The sequence below is a fragment of the Hydrogenophaga intermedia genome (genome assembly GCF_000723405.1).
Lineage (GTDB): Bacteria > Pseudomonadota > Gammaproteobacteria > Burkholderiales > Burkholderiaceae_C > Hydrogenophaga > Hydrogenophaga intermedia.
The window spans coordinates 1-24,868 of the sequence record NZ_CCAE010000002.1; the positions used below are offsets into that span (position 1 = coordinate 1).

Sequence of the window (24,868 nt, forward strand, 5' to 3'; positions counted from 1 at the left end):
CCCGGAAAGGAACCCCCCAACCACCGACAGGCGGTCCCCCAACCCCCACGAGCGTGAAAAATCGCAACAACTAGAACCTAGGTTGTAGGCATTGCGCCGACACCCCCTACCGGTATTCCCGACAGCACGCACAGACGTTTCCCGATTCAAGTTTGTTCACCACTCGACACAATTCCTCACATCGGGTCAAGCACAGCAAGCGCGACGGCCCTCAACCGACGAACGATGTGTTCAAGGAGCGAATGATGGACAGCGAACAACTTCTGGCCGAGATCCGCGAAGCCAACCTGACCTACCTGATGCTGGCGCAGAACCTGATCCGCAAGGACCGCGCCGAAGCCTTGTTCCGCCTCGGCCTGACCGAGGAAGCCGCCGACCTGCTCGGCATGCTCTCCACCGCCCAACTGCTCAAGATCGCCTCCAGCAACATGCTGCTGTGCCGCTTCCGCGTCGACGACGACCTCGTGTGGAACCTGCTGACCAGCCACAACGTGAAGAAGGTGGACAACAGCACCACCACCCAGCTGCACGCCAGCATCCTCATGGCCGGCAAGTACGCCGAGTCCATGGCCGCGACCGCTCATTGACCACCCCCGCGCCGCCTTCGGCGTCACCCCCTCAAGGGGGCCACACCGACGGCCCGGCAAAGCCGGTTCCGTGGTGTGCGCTGGATCAAGACACGTTCTTCTCTCATCTGTATCTGGAGTTCGACATGGCCGCTGGCAAAAGCATTCTCAACGAGTCGCGCGACATCGAACGCGCGGTGGCCCTGATCCAGCTGGGCGCGCGCCTGCAGGTGCTGGAGTACGAAACCAGCCTGTCCTACGAGCGCCTGCTGCGCCTGTACAAGGAAGTCGCGGGCAAGAGCCCGTCCAAGGGGCAGCTGCCGTTCTCCACCGACTGGTTCCTGACCTGGCAGCCCAACATCCACGCCTCGCTGTTCCTCAACATCCACGAGTACCTGTCCAAGTCCAGCGCCCTGGAGGACATCGACACCGTCATCAAGGCCTTCCGCCTGTACAGCGAACAGATGACCGCCAGCGCGATCGAGCCGCTGCTGTCCATCACCCGCGCCTGGCGCCTCATCAAGTTTGTCGACAGCGGCATGCTCACGCTGACCAAGTGCTCCTGCTGCGGTGGCCACTTCGTCACCGAACCCTACGAGAACGCCCGTCACTTCGTGTGCGGCCTGTGCCAGCCGCCGGCCCGCGCGGGCAAAGGAAGCGCTGCCGGCTCGCTCCGCCTGCACTGAAACCTCACTCCCCGCCGTCAAAGCCGGAAAAGGGCCCTTGCGGGGGCCCTTTTCGCGTTTCTGGGGATCTTCATCGCCCCTAGAGTCGGTCGATAAGTCCTGTATCCATTCATTCGGCCAAGAACATGTTCGTCATCATCGGCTTCGTGGTCTCGATGCTCTGCATCTTCGGCGTGTTCATCGCGCACGGGGGCAACATCGGCGTGGTGCTCAAGGCGCTGCCGTTCGAGATGACCACCATCCTGGGCGCGGCGCTGGGCGCCTTCCTCATCAACAACCAGATGAAGGTGGTGAAGGCCGCCTTCAAAGGCATGGCCGGCTGCTTCAAGGGAAGCCGCTACACCAAGGAGCGCTACATGCAGCTCATGGCCCTGCTGTACGACCTGCTGCAGAAGGCGCGCAAGGAAGGCCTGATGGCCATCGAGCAGGACGTGGACAACCCGCACGAATCGGCGGTGTTCAAGAAGTACCCGACGATCGCGGCCGACCACCATGTGGTCGAGTTCATCACCGACTACCTGCGCATGATGGTCTCGGGCAACCTGAACGCGCACGAGATCGAGTCGCTGATGGACAGCGAGATCGAGACCCACCACCAGGAGGCGCACGCGCCCGTGGCCGCCATCGCGCGCCTGGCCGGCGGCCTGCCGGCCTTCGGCATCGTGGCTGCCGTGCTGGGCGTGGTCAACACCATGGGTTCGGTGGGCCAGCCGCCCGCCGTGCTCGGCGCCATGATCGGCTCGGCCCTGGTGGGCACCTTCCTCGGCATCCTGCTGGCCTACGGCGTGTTTGAACCCATCGGCGGTCTGATGGAGCAGAAGATGGAAGAGAGCAGCAAGGAATTCCAGTGCGTGAAGACCACGCTGCTGGCCAGCATGCAGGGCTACGCCCCGGCCACGGCCATCGAGTTCGGCCGCAAGGTGCTGTTCAGCGACGTGCGCCCGACGTTCAGCGAACTCGAAGGCCACGTCAAAGGCAAGAAGGCCTGAGGGATGCGCCATGGCGGGTGATGGAAAGAAGCTGCAGCCGATCGTCATCAAGCGGGTGAAGAAGGCCGGCCACGCGGCGCACGGCGGCGCGTGGAAGATCGCCTACGCCGACTTCGTGACGGCCATGATGGCCTTCTTCCTGCTCATGTGGCTGCTGGGTTCCACCGCCAAGGGCGATTTGCAGGGCATCGCCAGCTACTTCACCAACCCCGTGAAGGTCTCGCTGATGGGGGGCGACGGCACCGGCAACAGCACCAGCATCATTCCCGGCGGCGGCCGCGATCTCTCGGCCGCCAATGGCCAGCGCGACTCGGGCGACACCCAGCGCACGGTGAAGGAACTGGGTGCCCAGATGGCGCGCGCCGAGCTGGCACGCAAGGACCAGGAGCGCATCGACGCGCTGGAGCGCAAGATCAACACCATGATCGAGACGGACAGCAAGCTGGGTGAGTACCGCTCGCAGATCCGCATGATCAAGACGCCCGACGGGCTGCACATCCTGATCGTGGACGACCAGAACCGGCCCATGTTCGACACCGGCAGCGCGCTGGTGAAGCCCTACATGCGCGACATCCTGCACGCCATTGGCGGCTCGCTGGGGGGTGTAGAGAACCGCATCTCGCTGGCCGGACACACCGACGCCAAGCCCTACGGCAGCGGCGAGCGCGGCTACAGCAACTGGGAGCTCTCGGCCGACCGCGCCAACGCCTCGCGTCGCGAGCTGGTGGCCGGTGGCCTGCCCGACGACAAATTGCGCCGCGTGGAAGGCCTGGCCGCCAGCGTGCCGCTGCTGCCCGATCAGCCACTGGACCCGAGCAACCGGCGCATCAGCATCGTGATCATGACGCGCGACTACGAGGAGCGCATGTTCCCGCCCGCGCTGCCTGCCGCACCGGTGCTGGGCCTGCTGCCGGCGCCTGTCGAGGGACCGGCCACGTCCGTGGCCGCCTCCACCCTACAGATTTCCCCTGAACTGACGAAAACACCCGAGACGAGCACGCGCTGAGCGGCCCGACCTTTTCCGACCCCCACCTCCGCGGAGGCTGCCATGTCCACGCCGATGAAATTCCTGATCGTTGACGACTTCTCCACCATGCGCCGCATCGTGCGCAACCTGCTCAAGGAGATCGGCCACGCCGATGCCGACGAGGCCGAGGACGGCGCGATCGCGCTGGGCAAGCTCAAGGCCGGCAACTTCAACTTCGTCGTCACCGACATCAACATGCCGAACATGAACGGCTTCGAGCTGTTGGCCGCGATCAAGGCCGACGAGAAGCTCAAGCAGTTGCCGGTGCTGATGGTGACGGCCGAAGCCCGCAAGGAAGACATCGTGCTGGCGGCGCAGAACGGCGCGGCGGGCTACATCGTCAAGCCCTTCACCAAGGCCACGCTGGAAGAGAAGCTCGCGAACATCTTCAAGAAACTGGGCCTGTAAGGGCATCGGGAGAACAAGGTCATGAACGACACCCCCGATACGCAGGGCACCAACCCGGACATGTTCCGCAAGCTGGGCGCCATCACGCGCCAGTTGCACGACGCGATGAAGGAGCTGGGCTACGCCGACAAGCTGCAAGGCACGGTGGAGCAACTGCCCGATGCGCAGAGCCGCCTGACCTACATCGCCAAGCTGACCGGTGAAGCCGCCGAGAAGGTGCTGAGCCAGGTGGAAGAGGGCAAGAAGGAGCAGGAGCAGCTGGCGCAGCGCGGCCGAGAACTGGCCGACACCATCCGGCGCGTGCCGGCGCTGGCCAAGGCCATGCCCGAGTTGCTGGAGTGGTCCACCGACGTGGTGGCGCTGGCCGAGAAAACCGACGCGCGCCTGACCGAGATCATGATGGCGCAGGATTTCCACGACCTCACCGGGCAGGTGATTGCGCGTGTGGTGGGCTTGGCCGGGACGATCGAGGAGCAACTGCTGGGCCTGTTGCTGGAGTCGGTGCCGACGGGACAGCCGGGCCAGGACAAGGCGCACGAGCTGGCGGGGCCGGTGGTGAACGCCGAGGGCCGCACGGACGTGGTGACCAATCAGCAGCAGGTGGACGATCTGCTGGCTTCGCTGGGGTTCTGAATACCTTTCGCTCGTCGCACCTCGCGTCGCTCGCGGCCGCTGGGTGCACTGCTCCGCGAATGTCCCCCGGACGGCTGCGCCGTCCTCCTCCTTTATTTCGCTACGCAGTGCACCCAGCGTCCGCGAGCCGAAGAAGCAGTGGCGCGCCAACAGACCGAGTGCCAACGAGGTCGTCGGTGATCGGGTGTCCGGCGTAGCGACATAAAGGAGGAGGAACGGAGCGCGCCAGCGCTTCGTTCCGGGGGACAGTCGCGGAGCCGGACACCCGAGCGCCGATGACCGGACCCTCCGGAGAGCAAAGAAAAAAAGAAAAGAGACAGCCAGACAGACCGGAGAAAGAAGAAAGTTCTCCTGAACCAGCAGCAGAGGGAATAAGCGCGGTTTCCCTCCGCCTTATCGCCCTTTAGTTTTCCGACCCGCTTTCCACAATCAGGCTCACTTTCCCCGAGCCTGAACCGTGGACTCCTCGAGCCAAGACAAAAACCTCCCAGCCACCCCGCAGCGCCTGAAAAAGGCGCGCGACGACGGCCAGGTTGCGCGCTCCAAAGACCTGTCCAACCTCGTCGTGCTCGGCGGCGGCATGCTGGTTCTGGCCGGCCTCGCGCCCACCGGCTTTGCGCGCATGCGCGACTCCCTTGCCGGCCAACTGCGCTTCGACAACGCCAGCGTGCGCGCGCCAGAGCTCATGCTCCAGCGCCTGTCCGACAACGCCGCCCAGGCCCTCATCGTCTACCTCCCGCTCGGCCTGCTGGTCATCGCTCTGGCGGTGGTGGCCCTCATCGCGGCCGGCAGCGTCGCGCTCAGCACCAAACCCATCGAGCCCAAGCTGAGCAACATCAGCCCGCTGTCGGGCTTCAAGCGCCTGTTCTCGCGCCAGCAGGTCATCGAGACCTTCAAGCTGGTGGGCATTACCGCCGTGGTGCTGCTGGTGGCCGGACAGTTCATCGTCAACCACGCCGAGGCCTTCGCCACCCTGCTCATGCGCCCGCTGGAGGCCGGCATCGGCCAGCTCGCGCAGTGGCTGGCGGTGGGTGTGGGCCTGCTGCTTCTGGTCATCGGCGTGGTGGCCGCCATCGACCTGCCCACCCAGCGCTTCCTGCACAAGCACCGCCTGCGCATGTCGCACGACGAGATCAAGCGCGAGCACAAGGAAGCCGAGGGCGACCCGCACGTGAAGAGCCAACGCCGCGCACGACAGCGCCAGCTCGCGCAGCGCCAGAGCATCCGCGCCGTGCCCAAGGCCGACCTGGTGGTGATGAACCCGACCCACTACGCCGTTGCCCTGCGCTACGACGAGGCCACCATGGCCGCGCCGCGCGTGATCGCCAAGGGCACCGACCTGCTGGCCATGAAGATCCGCGACGTGGCCAAGGCCAACGCCGTGCCGGTGCTGCAGTCGCCCATGCTGGCGCGCGCCCTCTACGCGCACGCCGAGATCGACCAGGAAATTCCCGGCGCGCTCTACACCGCCGTGGCCCAGGTGCTGGCCTGGGTGTACCAGTTCAAGGCGGCCATGAACGGCCAGGGCCGCATGCCGGCCGACCCGCAGCCCACGGTGCCGCCCGAACTCGATCCCCATTTCAAGAAAAAGCCCCAGGAGGCTGAGCAATGAACGCCCTGCAGCAATGGTTCAAGCGCAACGGCGCGCTGGCCGGTGGCCTGGCCGCGCCCATGCTGGTGATGACCGTCCTGTCGATGATGGTGCTGCCGCTGCCGCCGTGGATGCTGGACACCTTCTTCACGCTCAACATCGCGCTGTCGCTGGTGGTGATGATGGTGGCGGCCTACATGCGCCGCCCGCTGGACTTCTCGGTCTTTCCCACGGTGCTGCTGCTCACCACGCTGCTGCGCCTGTCGCTCAACGTGGCGTCCACGCGGGTGGTGCTGCTCGAAGGCCATACCGGCCCCGGCGCGGCCGGCGAGGTGATCGAGGCCTTCGGCCACTTCCTCATCGGTGGCAACTTCGCGGTCGGCCTCATCGTGTTCGTGATCCTGGTGGTGATCAACTTCATCGTGATCACCAAGGGTTCGGAGCGCATCGCGGAGGTGTCGGCGCGCTTCACCCTGGACGCCATGCCGGGCAAGCAGATGGCCATCGACGCCGACCTGGGCGCGGGCCTGATCGACGAGAAGGAAGCCAAGCGCCGCCGCGCCGAGGTGGGCGAGGAGGCCGAGTTCTTCGGCTCCATGGACGGTGCGTCCAAGTTCGTGCGCGGCGACGCCATCGCCGGCATCCTGATCCTGATCATCAACGTCATTGGCGGCTTCGCCATCGGCGTGATGCAGCACGGCCTGTCGGCGGGCCAGGCGGCGGACAACTACATCCTGCTGGCCGTGGGCGATGCGCTGGTGGCGCAGATTCCCGGCCTGCTGATCTCGGTGGCCGCGGCCATGGTCGTCTCTCGCGTGGGCAAGGACGAGGATCTGGGCGAGCTGGTGGCGCAGCAGATGTTCGTGTCTTCGCGCGTGCTGGGTATCGCGGCCGCGGTGTTGTTCCTGCTGGGCGTGATTCCGGGCATGCCGCACCTGTTCTTCCTGCTGTTCGCGGCGCTGCTGGGTGGCCTGGCGTACTGGCGCCGCCAACAGGAACGCGCGCCCAAGCCCGACCCTGCCGCGGCCTCGGCTGGCGCGCCCGCCAACGACGGCGAGGCGAGCTGGGACGACCTGCAGCCCGTGGACCTGCTGGGCCTGGAGCTGGGCTACCGCCTGATCGCGCTGGTGGACAAGAACCGCCAGGGCGACCTGCTCACGCGCATCAAGGGCGTGCGCAAGAAGTTCGCGCAGGACGTGGGCTTCCTGCCGCCACCCGTGCACGTGCGCGACAACCTGGAACTGCACCCCAGCGCCTACCGCATCACCCTGCGCGGCGTGGTGGTGGGCGAGGGCGAGGTCTTCCCCGGCATGTGGCTGGCCATCGACCCTGGCGGGATCAACACGCCCCTCATCGGCACGCCCACCACTGACCCGGCGTTCGGCCTGCCCGCGCACTGGATCGACGAACGCCAGAAGGAAACGGCGCAAATGGCCGGTTTCACCGTCGTTGATTCCGAGACCGTGCTGGCGACCCATCTTTCACACTTGATGCAAGTCCAGGCGGCCAAGTTGCTGAGCCGGACGGAGACCCAGGAACTGGTCGAACACGTGACCCGCCTGGCCCCCAAGTTGATCGAAGAAGTCGTGCCCAAGATGGTTTCGGTTGCCACCTTCCAGAAAGTGCTCCAGCTGCTGCTGGAGGAAGGTGTGCACGTGCGCGACATCCGCACCATCATCGAATCGATCGCCGAGCACGCCGTGCACGTGACCGAACCCCACGAGCTGGCCCGCCGCGTTCGCATGGCGCTGTCGCCGGCCATCGTGCAGCAGATCTACGGCCCGGTGAAGGAGCTCGAGGTCATCGCCATCGAGCCCGGCCTGGAGCGGCTGCTGATGCAGGCCCTGTCCGGCCAGAACGCCGGCGCGCTGGACCCCGGCGTGGCCGAGATGCTGAGCCAGTCCGCCACCGACATCGCCAACAAGCAGGAAGAGAAGGGCGTGCCCGCTTGCCTGCTGGTGCCCGACGCCATCCGCAGTGCCATGGCGCGCCTGCTGCGCCGCGCTGCGCCGCGCCTGCAGGTGCTGGCGCACAGCGAGATTCCCGAAACGCATCTGATCCGCATCGGCCCGATCCTCGGCCAACTGGCAGCTTGATTTCCTGACCGCATCTTTCCAGGACCGACCTCATGAACATCCAACGCTTCATCGCCCCCACCTCGCGCGAGGCCATGTCCAAGGCGCGCCGCCAGTTCGGCGACACCGCCGTGATCCTCTCGACGCGCCAGACGGCGGACGGTTTCGAGGTGATGGCCGCCGCCGAGGAAAGCCTGGCAGGCATCGCGCAGGCGGGGCAGTCCCTGTCGCCCGCGCCCGCGGTGGCCGCGGCGGTGGCCAAGGCCGATCAGCTGGCAAGCGCGCAGAAGGCCGCCCTGGGCAGTTCGGTGGGCAGCGACACCGAAGCCATGGCGATGAGCACCCTGTCGTTCCAGGAATACGTGCGCGAGCGCATGCTGCGCAAGCGCCGCGAGCAGATGGGCGAGGGCGCCGCGCCCGCCGCGAAGGCGGCACCCACCGCGCCCGCCAAGCCCTTCCTCGCAGAACCGGCCGACCCGATCATGGTGCCGGTGCAGCGCCACAACGAGCCGCCCGAGATGGCGGTGCCCGCCCGCCGCACGCAGGCACCGATCCGCACGCGTGAGACCGCCTTCGAGGACTCGGTGCCGCCCGCGCGCTTTGCCACGCAGGAAGACAACCGCATGGCCGTCGAGCTCAACGCGCTCAAGGACATGATCGAGGAGCGCTTCAACACGCTGGCCTGGCTGGGCTCGAGCAAGCAGAACCCGATCCAGTCGAGCCTGATGCACAAGCTCATCCGCGCCGGCTATTCGCCGCAACTGGCGCGCGCCCTGCTGGAGCGCCTGCCCGCCGACGCCGGCGCGGGCGAGTCGCTGCGCTGGGTGATGGACGCGATCCAGCGCAACCTGCGCGTGGCCGCCACCGGCGCCAGCCTGGCCGAAGAGGGCGGCGTGGTCGCCCTGGTGGGCGCCACCGGTGTGGGCAAGACCACCACCGCCGCCAAGCTGGCCGCGCAGTGCGTCAAGCAGTTCGGCGCCGGCAGCGTCGGCCTCATCACCCTGGACAGCTACCGCGTCTCGGGCTACGAACAACTGCGCGCCTACGGCCGCATGCTCGGCGTGGTGGCGCACCTGGCGCACGACCGCGCCGCGCTGAAAGACCTGCTGGGCCTGCTCTCGGGCAAGCGCCTGGTCATCATCGACACCGCCGGCCTGGGCCAGCGCGACCAGCGCGTGCAGGACATGCTCGATGTGCTGGAGGTGCCCGCGCTCAAGAAGGTGCTGGTGCTCAACGCCGGCGCGCAGGGCGACGCCATCGACGAAACCCTGGCCGCCTTCAAGGCCGACAAGCTGCACGGCGTGCTGCTGTCCAAGGTGGACGAGGCCGTGAAACTGGGTCCCGCGCTGGACGCGGCGATCCGCCACCAGGTGACGGTGCGCGGCGTGGCCAACGGCCAGCGCGTGCCCGAAGACTGGCAAAACGCCGACGCCGCCACACTGGTGAGGCTGAGCATGGGCTCGGCCGGCAAGTCGGCCTTCGACCCCGCCAGCGCCGACATGGGCTTCTACTTCGCGCAGTCCGGTGGCCGCGGCATGCCGCTCGGGGGCCTGCATGTTTGATTTCGGCGTCGACCAGGCCGCCGGCCTGCGACTCGAAGCGAAGGCCCGCCACGGCGGGCCCGCGCTGATGCCGCTGGCCAGCCCCGCGATGCCCTCGCGCGGCTTCGAATGGCTCTGCCGCCTGGCCATGGACCTCACCGAGGCCGGCCAGCGCGTGGTTGTCATCGACGCCTGCGCCACGGAGCGCGGCGACAGCGGTGGCCTGAGCCACGCATTGGCCGACGCCGGCGTGGCCCACCTGGGCGCCGATTCCCTGCCCGGCGATGGCACGGACTGGGTGGTGATGCCCGGTGCCCAGGGACTGCAAAGCCTGGTGGCCACGGCCAACGCCGCGGGTGCCGACACCGCGCTCACGCGCCTGTTCGCCCCCTTCGCGTCTGGCGCGCTGCTGTTGCTGTACGCACCCGCGCAGATGCTGGCCAGCCTGCTGGCCGGTGTGAAGGCGCGCGTGATGGTGCCCGTGGTGCCACAGCCGCAGGCCAGCATCGACGCCTATGGCGCGCTCAAGTGGCTGCACGGCGCGGGGCTGCACCCGGTGCTCGCGCCGCTGGAGGCGCACACGCAGGTGCTGTCCAACGTGGTCGACTGCGCGCGCCGCCACCTCGAACTGAAAGCGCCCGTGTGGCCGCGCGCCGCCTGGGGCCAGCGCGTGCCCGACGCCGCCCTGGTCTGCGCCGACGCGCCGGCCTTCGTTCCCTACCGCTCACCCGCCCGCGGCGCGCACGCCGGGGCCGCCATTCCCTTCTGGAGCTGACGATGTACACCGCCAAAGGCACGCTCAACCGCGAGGACCAGCTGCGCAAGTACAGCCCCCTGGTCCGTCGCCTGGCGCATCACATGATCGCCAAGCTGCCCCCGAGCGTGGAGCTCGACGACCTGATCCAGGTCGGCATGATCGGCCTGACCGAGGCCATCGCGCGTTACGAGCCCTCGCAGGGCGTGCAGTTCGAGACCTTCGCCAGCCAGCGCATCCGCGGCGCGATGATCGACGAACTGCGCGACGGCGACTGGATGAGCCGCGGCTCGCGCAAGAGCCAGAAGGACATCGAACAGGCCGTGCACCGCCTGCAGCAGAAGCTGCACCGCGCGCCGCGCGAGAGCGAGATCGCGGCCGAGATGGGCCTGACCCTGGCCGACTACCAGGCCTTGCTGGCCAAGGTGCGCGGCACCCAGCTCGTGTACCTGGAGGACATCGGCGGTGGCGCGGGCGACGACGAGGACGGCTTCCTGGACCGCCACATGGGCGACCACGAGGCCGACCCCTCAGCCATGCTGATGGACCACCGCATGCGCCTGGCGCTGGTGGAGGCCATCAAGACCTTGCCCGAGCGCGAGCAGCACATCATGAGCATGTACTACGAGCACGACATGAACCTGAAGGAAATCGCCGCCGTGCTCGGCGTGACCGAATCGCGCGTGTGCCAGTTGCACAGCCAGTCGATCGCGCGACTGCGCTCGAAGATGCGCGAACACTGAGCGCGGGGCGCTGAGCGCCGCTCAGTGCGCGGTCGTCGGGGCGTCTTCTTTCATGACCTGCGCGGCCAGGGCGTCGAGGTCGAAATGCGCCGGGTCGTGAGAGGCGTACACCTTGCTCAGCTCGCTGATCTGCCCCATCCGATCGTCCATCGCCACCCACAGCGCGGTCGATCGCCATTGCTGTCGTTCCTCTTCGGTGCGCTGGCGAAGCCACGCCACCACCTCGCCCTGCTGTGCCTGACACGTCCACCAGCGGTACCGGGTCAACTCCCTGAGCACCTCCAGCCGGGCGTCCTGCGTCGACGTCAGGGGTGAACCTCTATCGGCTGCGATGATCGCGAGTTGCTGGTCCAGCAGGCCGCGCAGGTCCCTGAACCACCAGGCGATGTCTTCCTGCGGCGTGGACTGCTCGACGGTGATGGGCGGGACGGTCTCGTTCGATGTCGTTTCCACCGTGGCCACCGTGGCGCGGGCCAACTGAACGGTGAAGCCTTTGTCGTTTCGGGGGCTGCGCAGGATCAGCCTGGCCAGGCGGACCAGGGGTTTCGCATCGAGCGGGCCCCCACGCCATTGCGTGATCACGAGTTCCGTGAGGTGCGGCAGGGTCCGTGGCCAACGCGGCAGCACCTCCCAGAACGGCGGGGTGTGCAGGCGGACCAGCGCGGGTGCCAGGGCGGCGCGGGCACGCACGAAGGCCCGCATGCCGCCGTATTGAACGAACCGGTCCAGCGCATCTGTGGACAGCTGGCTCAGATCCAGCGTGGCAGCGGGCTCGTGCAAGGCGGCGCTCAGGTGCTGCACAAGGGCACGGGCGGCCTTCGCGTCGGCGCTGGCGGCATCGCCCGCCGCCGCCAGCAATTTGTCCAGCGCGGGTTTCAGATCCGCATGCACGGGGCCGGTGGCTGGCGGCGCGGACGTGCCACGGGCGTCTTCGATGGCTGTGGCGATGGTGAGCAGGGAGTCCCGGATCTCGCCCACGCAGAGTTCCGGGTCGTGCTCGGCGGACGCCAGAACGCCCTGCAAAAACCCCAAGGCCTGCTGGACGCCCGCCTGACCTGAGACTGCGTCGTTGGACAGGACCTCGCGGCATTGGTTCTCGATGAAATCGACCGCCCGCTTCCCGTCTCGCTTTTGTTGCGCCGCGAGCAGGCGGGCCCGCATGGCATTGTCGGGTTCCTGGCCCGGAATGCTGGTGTACAGCCATTCGCCATCGCTGCGTGGCGTTTCCGCGAGATGTACGCGCGCCTGCGCTGGCTGGGTGGCCAGGAACCGCGTGAGGGTGGGTAGCGTGAGGGGCGGTGCCTTCTTCGAGGGCGTGGAGCGGAGCATGGCTCAGTGAACGGTCCAGGAGGGGATGGTGGGAAACAGCGCCTGCAGGCGATGGAGCAGGTGCTGCGCGTTGGCAGGCAGGACCACCTGTTCAAGCGAGGGCTTGACCCCATCGCGCAGATCCGCGAAGCGGGCAAGCAGACCGGTGTCCAGCAGCAGATCTATCGTCTCGCTTGAGAGGTCTTCCAGCGGCAGCGTGGCACCGGGCATGAAAAGCATGTCGGCCAACCGGTCTCCTGCCTTTTCCAGAGCGTGGCGTTGCGGGTCTTTCTCTGGCAGTGCGTCGAGGATCTTCTTCAGCGCCTGCTCGAACTGATTGGTCCGCGATCTCGCGCGGTTGCCCAGTTCCAACTCCGATGGGGGTGGAGCGCTCAGGCGCGCGATCCGTGCACGCAAATCGGCGACTGTCGGCGCCTGGCGGTTTTGGCTCCAGCGGTGAATCGATTGGCGAAACGCTCCCACCGCGTCAGAAATGTCGTCGTCTCTGGTGTCCTTCACTTCCTGGATCAGGCCGTCCAGGAACGCTTCCAGATCGCCCATCGGGATGGTTTTCCCAGACCGATGTGTTGGCGAGCGTGCGAAGAGGACGAATGTGCCGTCGTCTTGGCGCTCCGCGGAGACGCGGTGTTTGTCGCAACGACGTCCGAACCCTGGTTCCAGCAGGCTCTGGGGCGTTGGCGCCGCCAGGAATTGCGTGAGCTGTTCGAATTTGGCGCGACCAGGGCGAGGGCTGTTCGAGATCATGTGCAAGTGAGTGGAACAAATGGCATGAAGTGAGGCGTGTGGCCACCGGCGCTAAGTGCGTGTTTGGCAAGGGTCGTTGCGCACACATCTTTTTGGTTGTCTCACGGCGACTTGGTGATAGGCCTTCACAGGCCACACAATGGCCGTCGCTCATCGACCCAGGAGGCCGCATGTTCCGCCCCCTCACCCTCGACCACCTCGTCCTGCGCGTTGTCGACCTCGACCGCATGCAGCGCTTCTACTGCGACGTGCTGGGCTGCACGGTCGAGCGGCGGCAAGCCGGCATCGGCCTGCTGCAACTGCGCGCGGGCGACGCGCTGATCGACCTGGTGCCGGTGAATGGTCCGCTGGGCCGCGCCGGTGGTGCGCCGCCCGGGCGCGAGGGGCGCAACCTCGACCACTTCTGCCTGCGCGTGGAGCCCTTCGACGAGGCGCTCATCCGCGCGCAACTGGCCCGCCACGGCGTGGAGGCCGGGCCGGTGGAGCAGCGCTACGGCGCCGAAGGCGAGGGGCCGTCGATCTACCTGGACGACCCGGAGGGCAATGTGGTCGAACTGAAGGGGCCGCCGCGCGCGTGAGGTATTTCACGATCGTCCTCGACGTGTCCCCTTCCCTGGGGGCGATGCGCCTGCCGCCGCCGGGCGAATGCTGATGCAATCGCGCCCATTGTTTGCATGCGACCAGGACGCCCCATGCCTTGGCTGAGCCACTACTTCGAACTCTCGCGCGGCAGCGCCCACAACGTGCGGCCCATGGAAGGCCTGCGCGGCTTCGCGGTGTTCCTGGTGTTCCTGGTGCACTACGCCACGCTGGTCGAGCACTGGCTGGACACGGACACCGCCGCGCTGCACTTGGCGGAGGCCCTGCACACGGTGGGCAATACCGGTGTCGACCTGTTCTTCGTGCTCAGCGGCTACCTCATCTACGGCTCGCTGATCGCGCGGCGCCAGCCCTTCGCGCGTTTCATGGCGCGGCGCATCGAGCGCCTGTACCCGGCCTTCACGGTGGTGTTCGTGCTGTACGTGGCGCTGTCCTTCCTGTTTCCGTCCGAAAGCAAGATCCCGCCCGACGCCGGCGAGGCATGGGTCTACCTGCTGCAGAACTTCCTGCTGCTGCCCGGCCTGTTCCCCGTCGAGCCCATGATCACCGTGGCCTGGTCGCTGAGCTATGAGCTCTTCTATTACCTGGTGATCCCGCTGGTGATCGGCGCCCTGGGCTTGCGCGAGCGCAGCGTGGCCTGGCGCGCCGTGTTCTTCGCCAGCGCTGGCGTGTCGCTGCTGGTCTGGTGCGCCCTGGCGGGCGGGCACGTGCGGCTGGCCCTGTTCATCGCAGGCATCCTGTTGCACGAGGCGATGAACGCGCCGCGCGTGCCCACGCCGTCCAGTGCGGTGGGCGGGATCGCGCTGGTGGTGGGCCTGCTGGGCACCCTGTTGCCGTGGGAGGGCCCCATGGGCGGCTCGCTCAACACCCTGCTGCTGTGCGTGAGCTTCTTCCTGCTGTGCCTGGCCTGCTTCCGCGCGCCGCTGGCCCCGCTGGCGCGGCTGTTCTCCTGGTCGCCGATGCGCTGGCTCGGCAACATGAGCTACTCGTACTACCTCATCCACGGGCTGGCGCTGCAGGCGGCGTTCCTGGTCATGTCGACGCTCATGCCCGGCGCGGCGTTCGATTCGTGGTTCTTCTGGGTCCTGATGCCGGTGATGTTCACCATCACCCTGGTGCCCTCGGCCGCGCTGTTCCTGGCGGTGGAGCGGCCCTTCTCGCTGGCGCGCGAAACGGCCCGGCCGCGCGAAGCGGTGGCCTCGACGCTCTGACGGCGCGGGAGGGGAGAAGGGTTCAGGCGCCCGCGTAGCGGCGCGCGCCCGGCTTGCCCAGGCCTTGGTAGGTGGGCTTTTGCAGGTGGTCGGGCAGCAGGCTGCCCAGGGCGCGCTCGTTGAGCGCGGCGGCGCGCAGGGTGGCGGCGCGCAGTTGGGTGAAACGCTGGGCGGCCGCGTGCAGGTCCCGCGTGTGGCCGTCTTTCAGTTCGAGGGTGCGTGGGGCCTGCTGCAGCGCGGCCTGCACCGCACCGCTGGCCAGTTCCGCGGCCGGGGCGTCGCCCTGCAACAGCGCGCGCTCCAGGGCATCGAGCCGCTCGTGCAGCAGCGCGATCCAGGGGTGGGGGACGCGGGCCTCGGTCATGGGCTTCAGCCGCGGCCGGCGTTGAGCATCTCGGCCGCGTTGGCCAGAAGCTTGTCGGCGATGGCCTCGGGGTTGACCTGGAAGGTGCCGTCGGCGATGGCCTGCTTCACGGCGGCCACTTTCTCGGCGTTGAACACCGCGCTGTCCGAGGCGCCGCCCACGGCCGCGGCCGAGGACAGGGTCACGGTCACGCCGGGCTGCGGCGCGCCGGCGGCGGGCTTGGCCACGGCCTCGCCCTGGGCGACGGGCGCCTTGGCGGGGCCACCGGCCACCGAGCCGATGTAGGAATCCGTTGACGAATCGACTTTCATGTCACGCTCCAAACCCTGATGGCAGGGTCATGTGCACGTTGTATCGACCTCGATCCCTGGAACTTTAGTGTTTTGAGGCGGTTTTTCTGCCGTTCATCGGTCAAAGCGCCCGTCAGAGGGGCACTTCCACCACCTGATCGGCCCGCACCTGCCCGGTGACCACCTTGCCGCTGGGCAGGCGAACCCGGGCGCTCTGGCCCACCAGGCCGGCGTTGAGCGCCTGGCCGATGACCGTGATGGCAAAACCGGGGCCGCCCGCGCTCACCTTCACCGGCGTGCCGGCTTCGAAGGCCTGGGGCGCGCGCACCATGTTCTCGCGGATGACCTGGCCCGGCGTGAGCGCGTAGGCCGCCTGCTGGCCGACCCAGCGCTCGGGCAGGGCCAACACCATCGACGGGTGAGCCGCCCAGTCCACTTCGGCGCGTTCGGCGTGTTCTTGAGTGAGGGTCTCGCCGGACTGCACGGGGGTCTTCAGCACCCAGGCCGGCCCGAAGGCCTGCACCGTGACGGGGAGGTAGACCGCCCAGCGGGTCGGGCCGTCGACGCAGCGCAGGCCCACGCGGCTGCGGCCCCAGAGGCGGCCGTTGGGTGGCAGGAAGGGTTCGATGGCCTTGCACGGCGCCAGGCGCAGGCGGTTGTCCAGCGAACCCATTTGCACCTCGGCGCGCAGGGGCACGCCCGCCTGCTCGGCCAGGGCCTGGTCCACGGCAGGCAGCAGGAAATCGCGTGCGAGCTGTTCGAGGCCGCTGTTGTCGTTCGCGCGCGCGCTGGCGACCGCGCCGAGCAGCGCGAGGCCGAAGGCGACGGTGATCAGCAGGCGAAGGGCGGGGCGGTTCATGGCGGGCTCCAGAGACACGGTGTCAGTGGGGCACTGTAGGGGGATGGCCGGGTGGCCAAAGCCCGAAATGAGGAGGAATCCGCCCTCAGTTCACGGGCTCGGTTCAGTCCGACAGGTCCATGTCGATGGTCTGCACCAGCGCGCCGCCCGGGGGCAGGCCCAGCTCCCCCGGCGAGCGCTCCGCCGACTGGCCCGGAATGACCACGCGCCAAAGGCCGGAGAAGGCCCCCACGTCCGACGGAGGACCCTGATAGTCGGGCAGGGTGATCTCGGTCAGCTGAGGCAGCGAGGCCGCCAGGTAGTCCGGCACGCCGTCGAGCGAGGGCGGCAGCGCCAGGGCCGTGAGCGGCGGCTTCAGCGCCTGGCGGTGCCCCAAATAGAGAGTCCACAGGCCCATGCGCTCGAATTCGCCGAGCAGATCGATGTCGACCTTGCCCAGGTCGAGTGCGTGCGACGGGGCGCGCAGGTCGTCGTCGAGCAGTTGGGTCAGGCTGGCGAAGTCCTGCACGGTGTGCTCGGCGTCGTCGCCCTGGACCTGCAGGTGTTGGCACAAGGCGTCGTGCATCAGTTTGGCCGTCGGGTGGTCGTTGGCGGAACGCAGCACGTCGTCGAGCACGGGGGCGTGTGCATGGGCTTGCACCGCGACGGGTGTCACCTCCATCTCCACCGATTGGTCCAGGTAGACCGCTTGTGGCTGCTGCTCCAGCCATCGGTTCAGGCTGTGCAGACCGCAACGGAGTTCGTCGGCGGTGATGCCTTGGCACAGCGGCTGGCCCATGGCCAGCCAGGTCAGGTCGTGGACGACCAAGGCACCCTGCCGCTGGCAGGCGAGATGTGGATCGTCTTGCACGCGGTTCAACAGGGCGCTCAGGAAGCACACGGTGGCGGCGCTGCCCGTGTGCTGCCAGCTCGGGAGGGTGTCGCGCCCGCAGCCGATAGGCCCGAGGCCGTCGCGGGCAAACAGCAGGATGGCCGTCGCGCCCTGGGGTTGCGCGTAGACCCGCTTGCGCGGCTCTTGCGCCGCCGCCCACTGGATAAGGCTCGGAATGAGCTGCTTGAGGTCGGTTCGGTGGAGCGTGCTGTGCCTTTGCATGGTGAGGGTCGTGCTGGTGGATGGCCGGGCGCCGCCCCGGTCGGAAGCGGCCTGTGTGCCGGCCTCGCGTGAATCTGTTCCCGCGTCATGCGCTCCCGGCCAATGAAGGAAGGAATTGCCGCCTTTCCCCCCCTTTGTTCCGCGCTTCGCCCACCCTCAAGTCTTTTGACAATCGTTCCACGCCCCGGTCCGGGCATGTTCCCGGGCCGGCCACGACAACCCGCACGCAGGGGGTGCGCATGCTCGAACAGATGACCGGCCGGCTGGACTTCCACGCCCAGGCGCTCACGCTGCGCTCGCAGCGCCAGCAGGTGCTGGCCAGCAACATTGCCAACGCCGACACGCCGGGCTACGTCGCGCGCGACTTCGATTTCGCCGCCGCGCTCAAGAGCGCCAGCGGCAGCGGAACGGGCCAGGCCGTCACCACCGATGCACGCCATTTCAGCAGCGTCGGCGCCCACCCGGGCGATCCCAAGCTCGCCTACACGGTGCAGACCCAGCCTTCCCAGGACGGCAACTCCGTCGACCTCGACCGCGAGCGCGCCAACTTCGTGGACAACACCATCCGCTACGAGTCCACGCTGCGTTTCATCAACGGCCACGTCAAGACCATGCTCAGTGCCATCACCGGGCAGTGATTGAAAGGACAACGCCATGTCGATGTTCAACATCTTCAATGTCTCCGGCAGCGCCATCAGCGCGCAGCAGCAGCGCCTGAACGTGGTGGCCAGCAACCTGGCCAACGCCGACGCCGTGGCCGGGCCCGACGGTCAGGCCTACAAGTCGCGCCACATCCACTTCCAGACGGTTGCCATGGGCGATGCCGGCAGCGCGGGCGTGAAGGTGCAGACCATCACCGAAAGCGACGCCCCCGGCCGCCGCGTGCACGACCCGCTGCACCCCAGCGCCGACGCCGAGGGCTACGTCACGCACTCCAACGTCAACCCGGTGGAGGAGATGGTCAACATGATTTCTGCCTCGCGTTCGTACCAGAACAACGTCGAGGTGATGAACACCGCCAAGAACCTGCTGCAGAAGACGCTGCAGATGGGCCAGTGATTCCACACAGAGGCACTTCGCCATGATGTTCTCCAACCCGTTCGACCTCTCCGCCCTCGGCAACACGCCGGGCGCGTCCACCAAGTCCGGCACCACCGCCACCGGTGCCGAGGCCACGCAGGACCGGTTCCTCAAGCTGCTCGTCGCGCAGCTGAACAACCAGGACCCGATGAACCCGATGGACAACGCGCAGATGACGACGCAAATGACGCAGATCAACACGGTCGCGGGCATCGAGTCGCTCAACACCACGCTCAAGGGCATGGCCACGCAGTTCACGGCCATGCAGAACCTGCAGGGCCTGTCGCTCATCGGCCGCGAGGCCCTGGTGGAGGGCAAGACCTTCGGCTTCGACGGCACCGTCGGCAAGGCCGCCTTCCGCATCGATTCGCCCGCCGACAGCGTGCAGGTCGACGTGCTCGACAAGGCCGGCCAGGTGATCGACACGCTGGACTTTGGCGCGCTCACGGCGGGCCAGCACTCCTTCAACTGGGACGGCAGCGAGTTCAACCCCAACGACGTGGCCAGCTACCGCGTGCGCGCCTCCAACGGCGGCACGCCGGTGGGCTCGTTCATGTACAGCCGCCTCACGGTGACGTCCGTCGGCATGAAGGACGGCCAGATGCAACTGCAGCTGCAGAACGGCAGCACGGTCGGCTACGACAAGATCACCACGTTCATGTAACCCCGCGACATCGCGAGCAAGGACACACCATGGCATTCCAGCAAGGACTCTCCGGCCTGAACAGCGCGAGCAAGAACCTCGACGTCATCGGCCACAACATCGCCAACGGCAACACGGTGGGCATGAAGTCCTCGCGCGCCGAGTTCGCCGAGGTCTACGCGAGCTCGGTCAACGCGGCCGGCGGCGTCAACATGGGCATCGGCGTGTCGGTCTCGGCCGTCACGCAGAGCTTCACCCAGGGCAACATCACCATCACCGGCAATGACCTGGACGTGGCCATCAACGGCGCCGGCTTCTTCGAGCTCACCATGCCCAACGGCAGCACGGCCTACAGCCGCGCCGGCATGTTCAAGCTCAACGACCAGGGCGAGATCGTCAACCACCAGGGCGCTCAGCTCATGGGCTACCCGACGGACCCCGAGGGCAACCGCCTGAGCTTCGACACGGTGCCCCTGACGCTGCCCACCAGCGCGCCCATTCCCGCGCAGCGCACCACCAACGTCACGGCCGAGTTCAACCTCGACGCCCGCGCGCCGGTGTGGAACAGCGTGACGCCGCCCACGCCGCTGTCCACTTATGGCACGTCCTTCGTCGCCTTCGATGACCAGGGCCTGGAGATTCCCGTGTCCATGGCCTTCCGCAAGGTGGGCAACAACACCTGGGAGGTATACACCGGCGTCAACGGTGCCGACCCCGCGCTGTCCACGCCCTTCACGCTGACCTTCGACGACAACGGCGCACTGGACCCGGCCACGGTGATTCCCCCGCTCACGGTGGCCTCGCCCAACGACCCCGCGCTGACCTTCCCCGTCACGCTCGACTTCGTCAACGTCACGCAGACCGGCACCGCCTTCGGCGTGACCGAGCTCGACCCCGACGGCTACCGCCCCGGCCAGTTCCTGGGCCTGAAGATCGGCGAGAACGGCGTCATCACCGGCCAGTACTCCAACGGTGAAACGCGCGCCGCCGGCCAGATCGCGCTGGTGAACTTCCGCAACGCGCAGGGCCTGCAGCCCACGGGCGGCGGCAACTGGACGGCCACCTACGCTTCGGGCGACCCGCTGCGCGGCGAGCCCGGCACCGGCAACTTCGGCGCGCTGCGCGCCGGCGCTACCGAGGACTCCAACGTCGACATCACCGCCGAGCTGGTGAACATGATGACCGCGCAGCGCGCCTACCAGGCCAACGCGCAGACCATCAAGACGCAGGACCAGGTGCTGAGCACGCTGCTGAACATGCGTTGATGGCGAGCGCCGGCGTTGTGGCGAAAGCCGTGCGCGGCGCAATACCGCCTGTGCAGTAGCGGTTGGGTTCGGGCAACGGACCGAGTGCGCGGGGCGTGCGGCGAGGCTAGCATCGCCGGCTTCGCCACACCCACCGCCGCACCGTGTCCTCGTTCATCACCGCTGTCGACCTGTCCTTCCCGCCCGCCGAGCGCGTCGGCGCCGAGGTCGAGTACTTCCACTACCTGCCGCACGAGAAGCAGTACGTGGTCAATGTCTACTTCATCGGCCCGCAGCCTGAGCCAGAGACCATCGACCGCGTGCTGCGCGAGTGCCTCGCGCTGGCGGCGGCCCACGACGGGCGCTTCAACATCCACGCGAGCGCCTACCTGTTGCCACAAGCCGGTACCGACAAGGATGGGCGGCAGGAGGTGCAACCCTACAAAATGGGCCATTTCCTGTGCTTCGATGCGGCTCTGCGCCAGATCGGCGTGCGCCGATACGGCAAGAAGCACTTCGAGCAGAAGTGGGTGATCACGGACGTCACGGCCGCCGGAACGGGCGACAACGAGACTTACCTCGATCGCCCGGTTCACCCCCTGCACGACAGCTACCTGCCTGACGAAGGCGAGAGCACCGATGCCACCGAGGACATGCGGGTCCAGGTTCTCGAGTGGGTCTGGTACGGCTACTACACCGCCGCCGCGATCCTGCGGTGGATCGACGAGGGTGCCGCCGAGGGCGGTGGCTTCGACCACGGGTGGATCAAGGCCTACGCCACGGCGGTGTTCGAGAAGAAGCGCGCCGCCGAGGCCACGTGGCCGCAGGAGACGGACTGTGACCGGCTCGACAACGCGTTCGGTCGCCTGAACGAACAGGGCATCTGCGCCTTGCAATGGGCCGGCAACACCATCAGTGAAGGCATGGAATCGGTGAGCGACGCCATCAACGACGAGGGCGTTCCAGAAGGCCGTTACCAGGGCTTTTGCTTCTTCCACAGCCAGGACATCGACCGTGCCCTGGGCGACGAGGGCCTGATGCTGGCCTTTGGCCCCGTCGATTCCGACGAGGACGAAGACGCCGTGCGCATCGGTCGCCTGGTCTGCGAGGCGTTTCAGCGGGAAGGCCTGCAGACCGATTGGAAGGGCACGGCCGACAGCCGCATCAACCTGCCCCGGCTGCGCTGGCAGCGCCGCACGCCGCAGCCCGATTGACACAGGAACGCTGCGCCGCCGCACGCCCTTCCAACCCTTGCGCCCGTTCCCCGGGCCTGAAAAGCCGTGAACTCCGCCGCCTTTGACAACATGACCGAAACCTTGATGGGCCTCGTCGACGGATGGGTCTGGTACGGCTTCCACTCGGTCGACGAACTCGATGCGCAGATCGACGGCGACTTCCAGGACGGGCACGACTTTGACATCGAGCGGGTGAAGGCCTACGCGGCGACGGTGCTGAAGGACAAGCGGGCCAGTGAAGCGGATTGGCCGCCTGTCACGGACTGCGACCGGCTCGACCGGGTCTTCGATCGCCTGCGGGCGCAGGGCTTGTGTGTGGTGCAGTTTCCCGAGTCGGGCTACACCATGCAGCACGGTGAGGCCGCCGTGGTGGCCGCGATGAACGCCGAGGACGCCCCGCCTGAGGGGTATAGGGGCTGCTGCTTCTATCACGCACAGGACATCGACGACGCCCTCAATGGTGAGGGCCTGTTGCTGGCGTTCGGCAGCTTGGAGTCCGACGAGGACGAGGATGACGAGCGCGTGGGCCGCCTGGTGTGCGAAGCGTTGAACCACGAAGGCCTGGAAACCGAGTGGAATGGCACGAGGCGCCACCGGATCCGCGTGCCCCGGCTGCGCTGGCAGCGCCGCACACCGGCCTGACGGGCTCGCGCAGGCGGCCCGTGCGCGCCGCCCGCCGCGCCCCCACCGCCGAGGCGCCTGAAGCGAGGAATAGAACGGCCTGACCCCTGCTGTTCCGGGCATCGCCCACCCTCAAGAATTTTCACAATCCTTTCCAAGCCCTCATGGCCAGCCCTGCTGGCGCGAGTGGCGAGCGAAAGGATTTGTGCTTGGACCGCTTCATCTACACCGCCATGACGGGCGCCAGCGCGGCGGCGCACCGCCAGCAGGTGCTGTCGAACAACCTGGCCAACGTGTCCACCACGGGCTTTCGCGCGGAGCTGTCCACGTTCCGCGCCGTGCCAATCCGCGGTGACGGCGCCAGCACGCGCGTGTTCGCGCTCGAAGCCACCGCCGGCCATTCCAGCCTGCCGGGCTCCGTTCAGCAGACCGGCCGCAACCTGGACATCGCCGCGCAGGGCGACGCCTGGTTCGCGGTGCAGGGCCTGGACGGCACCGAGGCCTACACGCGCGCGGGCGCGCTGCAGGTCAACGCCGACGGCACGCTGGTGAACGCGGCCGGCCTGCCCATGCTGGGCGACGGCGGCCCGATCGTGATTCCCGAAAACGCGCGCGTGGACATCGGTGCCGACGGCACCATCAGCACGCGCGTGGGCAACGAGCCCGGCCAGGTGGCGGGCCGCCTGAAGATGGTGGTGCCCGACGCCGACAACCCGCTCGCGCGCGGCGACGACGGCCTGTTCCGCGGCCCCGAGGGCAACCCCCTGCCCAACAGCGAAGTGGCGCGCCTGCACGACGGCGCGCTCGAAGGCTCCAACGTCAACCCGGTCGAGGCCATGGTCGGAATGATCGCGGCCTCGCGCCAGTTCGAGTACCAGATGCGCATGCTGCAGAACGGCGAGGGCAACGACCGCAGCGCCTCGCAACTGCTCAGCGCCAACGGCTGATCCGCCGAACCGAAAAGGACAAGACCATGATCAACTCCCTCATGATCGCCAAGACCGGCATGACGGCGCAGCAGACCCAGCTCGACGTCATCTCGAACAACCTGGCCAACGTCAGCACCTTCGGCTTCAAGCGCTCGCGCGCGGTGTTCGAAGACCTCATGTACCAGAACCTGCGCCAGGTGGGCGCCAACGCGGCCGAGCAGGCCGAGCTGCCCACCGGCCTGCAGGTGGGCCTGGGCGTGCGCACCGTGGCCACCAGCCGCAACTTCACGCAGGGCAGTCTGCAGCAGTCGGGCAATGCGCTGGACGTGGCCGTCAACGGCTCGGGCTTCTTCCAGATCGAGATGCCCGACGGCACCACCGCCTACACGCGCGACGGCAGCTTCCAGCTCGACGCGCAGGGCCGCCTGGTGACCAGCAGCGGCTTCCCGCTCACGGCCGGCATCACGCTGCCGGCCGAGACCGAGAGCATCACGGTGTCCAGCGACGGCATCGTCACCGCCAAGCTGCCGGGCCAGACCCAACCGCAGCAGGTGGGGCAGATCGAACTGGCCAACTTCATCAACCCGGCCGGCCTGGAGCCCATGGGCCAGAACCTGTTCCGCGAGAGCGTGGCTTCGGGCGCGCCGGTCAACGGCATGCCCGGCACCACCGGCATGGGCGTGCTGATGCAGGGCTACACCGAGCAGTCCAACGTGAACGTGGTGCAGGAGCTGGTGGACATGATCCAGACCCAGCGCGCCTACGAGATGAATTCGAAGTCGATCCAGACCTCGGACCAGATGCTGCAGAAGCTGTCGCAGCTGTAAGGACCGCCATGATGCGCATCGCTCCCCTCTTTGCCCTTTTGGCCCTGGCCGTGCTGGCCAGCGGTTGCCAGACACTGCGCAACGAACCCGTGGTGGACCTGGTGCCCGCACAGCCCGTTCAGTACGTGCAGCAGGCGCAGGCCGTGCAAACGGCGAGCGCGCCGCCCACCGGCAGCCTGTTTCGCGCCGTCACCTACCGGCCCGCTTTCGAAGACCCGCGCGCGCGGCTGCCCGGGGACATCGTCACCATCCAGATCACCGAGCGCGTGACCGCGAGCCAGAGCAACTCGGCCTCGATCGAGCGCAGCGCCGACGCCTCGGCCGGCATCGACGCAATCCCGCTGTTCGGCGGCTCGGGCCCCTGGGCCCGCTCCAGCCTTGGCGCGCAGAGCGACAACAACTTTTCGGGCGACGGCCGCACCACGAGCAACAACACCTTCACCGGCGCCATCACCGCCACCGTGCAGGAGGTGCTGCCCAACGGCCACCTGCGCGTGGTGGGCGAAAAGCAGATCGGCGTGAACGCCAACGTCGACGTGCTGCGCTTCTCCGGCACGGTCGATCCGCGCCACCTGCGCCCGGGCAACGTGGTGCCGTCCACCCAGGTGGCCGATGCCCGCATCGAGTCGCGCAGCCGCGGCGCACAGGGCGAAGCCATGTCAATTGGCTGGTTGGCGCGCTTCTTTTTGAGCGTTCTGCCGTTCTGAAGATGGCGATCATGGAACACCCCCGCCGCGCTCCGCGCGACCCCCTCAAGGGGGCGACACCTGCGGCCCGGCAAAGCCG

Annotated in this window: 28 protein-coding genes; 22 read left to right on the forward strand and 6 right to left on the reverse strand. The window is 67.7% G+C overall.

Features of this window, described 5'->3' with window-relative positions:
- The first annotated feature begins 245 nt into the window (after positions 1-245).
- The 11 genes from flhD to BN948_RS01460 all read left to right on the forward strand — a co-directional run bounded on the left by flhD (position 246) and on the right by BN948_RS01460 (position 11,013).
- Positions 246-587, forward strand: a complete 342-nt coding sequence (flhD, locus tag BN948_RS01410) for a flagellar transcriptional regulator FlhD (RefSeq protein ID WP_009516287.1) — start codon at positions 246-248, stop codon at positions 585-587.
- A 125-nt stretch (positions 588-712) separates the two neighbouring features.
- Positions 713-1,252, forward strand: a complete 540-nt coding sequence (gene flhC / locus BN948_RS01415; protein WP_009516288.1) for a flagellar transcriptional regulator FlhC — start codon at positions 713-715, stop codon at positions 1,250-1,252.
- Positions 1,253-1,377: 125 nt separating this feature from the next.
- Complete coding sequence (gene motA / locus BN948_RS01420) at positions 1,378-2,241, forward strand: flagellar motor stator protein MotA (RefSeq protein ID WP_009516289.1); 864 nt, start codon at positions 1,378-1,380, stop codon at positions 2,239-2,241.
- 10 nt (positions 2,242-2,251) lie between these two features.
- Entirely contained in the window at positions 2,252-3,247 is a 996-nt protein-coding gene (gene motB, locus BN948_RS01425) for a flagellar motor protein MotB (protein ID WP_009516290.1), read from the forward strand.
- A 42-nt stretch (positions 3,248-3,289) separates the two neighbouring features.
- Positions 3,290-3,676, forward strand: a complete 387-nt coding sequence (cheY, locus tag BN948_RS01430) for a chemotaxis response regulator CheY (protein WP_009516291.1) — start codon at positions 3,290-3,292, stop codon at positions 3,674-3,676.
- A gap of 21 nt (positions 3,677-3,697) precedes the next feature.
- A complete protein-coding gene (locus BN948_RS01435; RefSeq protein WP_009516292.1) occupies positions 3,698-4,309 on the forward strand; it encodes a protein phosphatase CheZ in 612 nt (203 codons plus the stop codon).
- Between the two features lie 457 nt (positions 4,310-4,766).
- Complete coding sequence (locus tag BN948_RS01440; protein WP_009520062.1) at positions 4,767-5,921, forward strand: EscU/YscU/HrcU family type III secretion system export apparatus switch protein; 1,155 nt, start codon at positions 4,767-4,769, stop codon at positions 5,919-5,921.
- Positions 5,918-7,996: a flagellar biosynthesis protein FlhA gene (flhA, locus tag BN948_RS01445; RefSeq protein ID WP_009520061.1), complete on the forward strand. Its 2,079-nt coding sequence runs from the start codon at positions 5,918-5,920 to the stop codon at positions 7,994-7,996. The genes BN948_RS01440 and flhA overlap by 4 nt, the downstream gene beginning before the upstream one ends.
- A 32-nt stretch (positions 7,997-8,028) precedes the next feature.
- The gene (gene flhF, locus BN948_RS01450) at positions 8,029-9,537 is read left to right on the forward strand and encodes a flagellar biosynthesis GTPase FlhF (protein ID WP_009520060.1); all 1,509 of its coding nucleotides are present in this window, start codon (positions 8,029-8,031) and stop codon (positions 9,535-9,537) included.
- On the forward strand, positions 9,530-10,291 hold the full coding sequence (locus BN948_RS01455) for a hypothetical protein (RefSeq protein ID WP_009520059.1): 762 nt from the start codon (positions 9,530-9,532) through the stop codon (positions 10,289-10,291). Before flhF ends, BN948_RS01455 begins: the two co-directional genes overlap by 8 nt.
- A gap of 2 nt (positions 10,292-10,293) precedes the next feature.
- The gene (locus tag BN948_RS01460) at positions 10,294-11,013 is read left to right on the forward strand and encodes an RNA polymerase sigma factor FliA (RefSeq protein ID WP_009520058.1); all 720 of its coding nucleotides are present in this window, start codon (positions 10,294-10,296) and stop codon (positions 11,011-11,013) included.
- 21 nt (positions 11,014-11,034) lie between these two features.
- On the opposite strand, the gene BN948_RS01465 is transcribed toward BN948_RS01460, so the two are convergent.
- Positions 11,035-12,342, reverse strand: coding sequence for a hypothetical protein (locus tag BN948_RS01465; RefSeq protein WP_009520057.1), 1,308 nt, complete (start codon positions 12,340-12,342; stop codon positions 11,035-11,037).
- A gap of 3 nt (positions 12,343-12,345) precedes the next feature.
- Positions 12,346-13,086, reverse strand: coding sequence for a hypothetical protein (locus BN948_RS01470; protein ID WP_138820011.1), 741 nt, complete (start codon positions 13,084-13,086; stop codon positions 12,346-12,348).
- Between the two features lie 170 nt (positions 13,087-13,256).
- Between BN948_RS01470 and BN948_RS01475 the strand changes: the two genes are divergently transcribed.
- On the forward strand, positions 13,257-13,664 hold the full coding sequence (locus tag BN948_RS01475; protein WP_009520054.1) for a VOC family protein: 408 nt from the start codon (positions 13,257-13,259) through the stop codon (positions 13,662-13,664).
- A gap of 114 nt (positions 13,665-13,778) precedes the next feature.
- The gene (locus BN948_RS01480) at positions 13,779-14,897 is read left to right on the forward strand and encodes an acyltransferase family protein (RefSeq protein ID WP_009520053.1); all 1,119 of its coding nucleotides are present in this window, start codon (positions 13,779-13,781) and stop codon (positions 14,895-14,897) included.
- A 22-nt stretch (positions 14,898-14,919) separates the two neighbouring features.
- Here BN948_RS01480 and BN948_RS01485 read toward each other — a convergent pair whose 3' ends face one another.
- From BN948_RS01485 to BN948_RS01500, 4 genes are all read right to left on the reverse strand, one after another.
- Positions 14,920-15,261 carry a hypothetical protein gene (locus BN948_RS01485; protein ID WP_009520052.1) on the reverse strand — a complete coding sequence of 114 codons (342 nt, stop codon included), beginning with the start codon at positions 15,259-15,261 and terminating at the stop codon, positions 14,920-14,922.
- 5 nt (positions 15,262-15,266) lie between these two features.
- A complete protein-coding gene (flgM, locus tag BN948_RS01490; protein WP_009520051.1) occupies positions 15,267-15,572 on the reverse strand; it encodes a flagellar biosynthesis anti-sigma factor FlgM in 306 nt (101 codons plus the stop codon).
- Positions 15,573-15,684: 112 nt separating this feature from the next.
- Entirely contained in the window at positions 15,685-16,410 is a 726-nt protein-coding gene (flgA, locus tag BN948_RS01495; protein WP_009520050.1) for a flagellar basal body P-ring formation chaperone FlgA, read from the reverse strand.
- 103 nt (positions 16,411-16,513) lie between these two features.
- Positions 16,514-17,503 carry a hypothetical protein gene (locus BN948_RS01500; protein ID WP_009520049.1) on the reverse strand — a complete coding sequence of 330 codons (990 nt, stop codon included), beginning with the start codon at positions 17,501-17,503 and terminating at the stop codon, positions 16,514-16,516.
- A 239-nt stretch (positions 17,504-17,742) separates the two neighbouring features.
- Here BN948_RS01500 and flgB point away from each other — a divergent pair, with 239 nt between their 5' ends.
- From flgB to BN948_RS01545, 9 genes are all read left to right on the forward strand, one after another.
- Complete coding sequence (flgB, locus tag BN948_RS01505) at positions 17,743-18,141, forward strand: flagellar basal body rod protein FlgB (protein WP_009520048.1); 399 nt, start codon at positions 17,743-17,745, stop codon at positions 18,139-18,141.
- A 16-nt stretch (positions 18,142-18,157) separates the two neighbouring features.
- Positions 18,158-18,562, forward strand: coding sequence for a flagellar basal body rod protein FlgC (flgC, locus tag BN948_RS01510; protein ID WP_009520047.1), 405 nt, complete (start codon positions 18,158-18,160; stop codon positions 18,560-18,562).
- 22 nt (positions 18,563-18,584) lie between these two features.
- Entirely contained in the window at positions 18,585-19,247 is a 663-nt protein-coding gene (locus BN948_RS01515; RefSeq protein ID WP_009520046.1) for a flagellar hook assembly protein FlgD, read from the forward strand.
- Positions 19,248-19,276: 29 nt separating this feature from the next.
- Entirely contained in the window at positions 19,277-20,491 is a 1,215-nt protein-coding gene (gene flgE / locus BN948_RS01520; protein ID WP_009520045.1) for a flagellar hook protein FlgE, read from the forward strand.
- A 143-nt stretch (positions 20,492-20,634) separates the two neighbouring features.
- The gene (locus BN948_RS25440) at positions 20,635-21,684 is read left to right on the forward strand and encodes a DUF6891 domain-containing protein (RefSeq protein ID WP_009520044.1); all 1,050 of its coding nucleotides are present in this window, start codon (positions 20,635-20,637) and stop codon (positions 21,682-21,684) included.
- 66 nt (positions 21,685-21,750) lie between these two features.
- Positions 21,751-22,347 (forward strand): DUF6891 domain-containing protein, encoded by a 597-nt coding sequence (locus BN948_RS01530; protein ID WP_009520043.1) that lies wholly within the window; start codon positions 21,751-21,753, stop codon positions 22,345-22,347.
- 188 nt (positions 22,348-22,535) lie between these two features.
- A complete protein-coding gene (gene flgF, locus BN948_RS01535) occupies positions 22,536-23,273 on the forward strand; it encodes a flagellar basal-body rod protein FlgF (RefSeq protein ID WP_035620139.1) in 738 nt (245 codons plus the stop codon).
- Between the two features lie 26 nt (positions 23,274-23,299).
- Positions 23,300-24,082, forward strand: a complete 783-nt coding sequence (gene flgG, locus BN948_RS01540) for a flagellar basal-body rod protein FlgG (RefSeq protein ID WP_009520041.1) — start codon at positions 23,300-23,302, stop codon at positions 24,080-24,082.
- Positions 24,083-24,090: 8 nt separating this feature from the next.
- Complete coding sequence (locus BN948_RS01545) at positions 24,091-24,789, forward strand: flagellar basal body L-ring protein FlgH (RefSeq protein ID WP_009520040.1); 699 nt, start codon at positions 24,091-24,093, stop codon at positions 24,787-24,789.
- The last annotated feature ends 79 nt before the right edge of the window (positions 24,790-24,868 follow it).

Excerpts from the sequence above, each read along its gene's own strand:
- flhD (WP_009516287.1), top strand. The coding sequence starts at position 246 with ATGGACAGCGAACAACTTCTGGCCGAGATCCGCGAAGCCAACCTGACC.
- flhC (WP_009516288.1), top strand. The coding sequence starts at position 713 with ATGGCCGCTGGCAAAAGCATTCTCAACGAGTCGCGCGACATCGAACGC.
- motA (WP_009516289.1), top strand. The coding sequence starts at position 1,378 with ATGTTCGTCATCATCGGCTTCGTGGTCTCGATGCTCTGCATCTTCGGC.
- motB (WP_009516290.1), top strand. The coding sequence starts at position 2,252 with ATGGCGGGTGATGGAAAGAAGCTGCAGCCGATCGTCATCAAGCGGGTG.
- cheY (WP_009516291.1), top strand. The coding sequence starts at position 3,290 with ATGTCCACGCCGATGAAATTCCTGATCGTTGACGACTTCTCCACCATG.
- BN948_RS01435 (WP_009516292.1), top strand. The coding sequence starts at position 3,698 with ATGAACGACACCCCCGATACGCAGGGCACCAACCCGGACATGTTCCGC.
- flhA (WP_009520061.1), top strand. The coding sequence starts at position 5,918 with ATGAACGCCCTGCAGCAATGGTTCAAGCGCAACGGCGCGCTGGCCGGT.
- flhF (WP_009520060.1), top strand. The coding sequence starts at position 8,029 with ATGAACATCCAACGCTTCATCGCCCCCACCTCGCGCGAGGCCATGTCC.
- BN948_RS01455 (WP_009520059.1), top strand. The coding sequence starts at position 9,530 with ATGTTTGATTTCGGCGTCGACCAGGCCGCCGGCCTGCGACTCGAAGCG.
- BN948_RS01460 (WP_009520058.1), top strand. The coding sequence starts at position 10,294 with ATGTACACCGCCAAAGGCACGCTCAACCGCGAGGACCAGCTGCGCAAG.
- BN948_RS01465 (WP_009520057.1), bottom strand. The coding sequence starts at position 12,342 with ATGCTCCGCTCCACGCCCTCGAAGAAGGCACCGCCCCTCACGCTACCC.
- BN948_RS01470 (WP_138820011.1), bottom strand. The coding sequence starts at position 13,086 with ATGATCTCGAACAGCCCTCGCCCTGGTCGCGCCAAATTCGAACAGCTC.
- BN948_RS01475 (WP_009520054.1), top strand. The coding sequence starts at position 13,257 with ATGTTCCGCCCCCTCACCCTCGACCACCTCGTCCTGCGCGTTGTCGAC.
- BN948_RS01480 (WP_009520053.1), top strand. The coding sequence starts at position 13,779 with ATGCCTTGGCTGAGCCACTACTTCGAACTCTCGCGCGGCAGCGCCCAC.
- BN948_RS01485 (WP_009520052.1), bottom strand. The coding sequence starts at position 15,261 with ATGACCGAGGCCCGCGTCCCCCACCCCTGGATCGCGCTGCTGCACGAG.
- flgM (WP_009520051.1), bottom strand. The coding sequence starts at position 15,572 with ATGAAAGTCGATTCGTCAACGGATTCCTACATCGGCTCGGTGGCCGGT.
- flgA (WP_009520050.1), bottom strand. The coding sequence starts at position 16,410 with ATGAACCGCCCCGCCCTTCGCCTGCTGATCACCGTCGCCTTCGGCCTC.
- BN948_RS01500 (WP_009520049.1), bottom strand. The coding sequence starts at position 17,503 with ATGCAAAGGCACAGCACGCTCCACCGAACCGACCTCAAGCAGCTCATT.
- flgB (WP_009520048.1), top strand. The coding sequence starts at position 17,743 with ATGCTCGAACAGATGACCGGCCGGCTGGACTTCCACGCCCAGGCGCTC.
- flgC (WP_009520047.1), top strand. The coding sequence starts at position 18,158 with ATGTCGATGTTCAACATCTTCAATGTCTCCGGCAGCGCCATCAGCGCG.
- BN948_RS01515 (WP_009520046.1), top strand. The coding sequence starts at position 18,585 with ATGATGTTCTCCAACCCGTTCGACCTCTCCGCCCTCGGCAACACGCCG.
- flgE (WP_009520045.1), top strand. The coding sequence starts at position 19,277 with ATGGCATTCCAGCAAGGACTCTCCGGCCTGAACAGCGCGAGCAAGAAC.
- flgG (WP_009520041.1), top strand. The coding sequence starts at position 23,300 with ATGATCAACTCCCTCATGATCGCCAAGACCGGCATGACGGCGCAGCAG.
- BN948_RS01545 (WP_009520040.1), top strand. The coding sequence starts at position 24,091 with ATGATGCGCATCGCTCCCCTCTTTGCCCTTTTGGCCCTGGCCGTGCTG.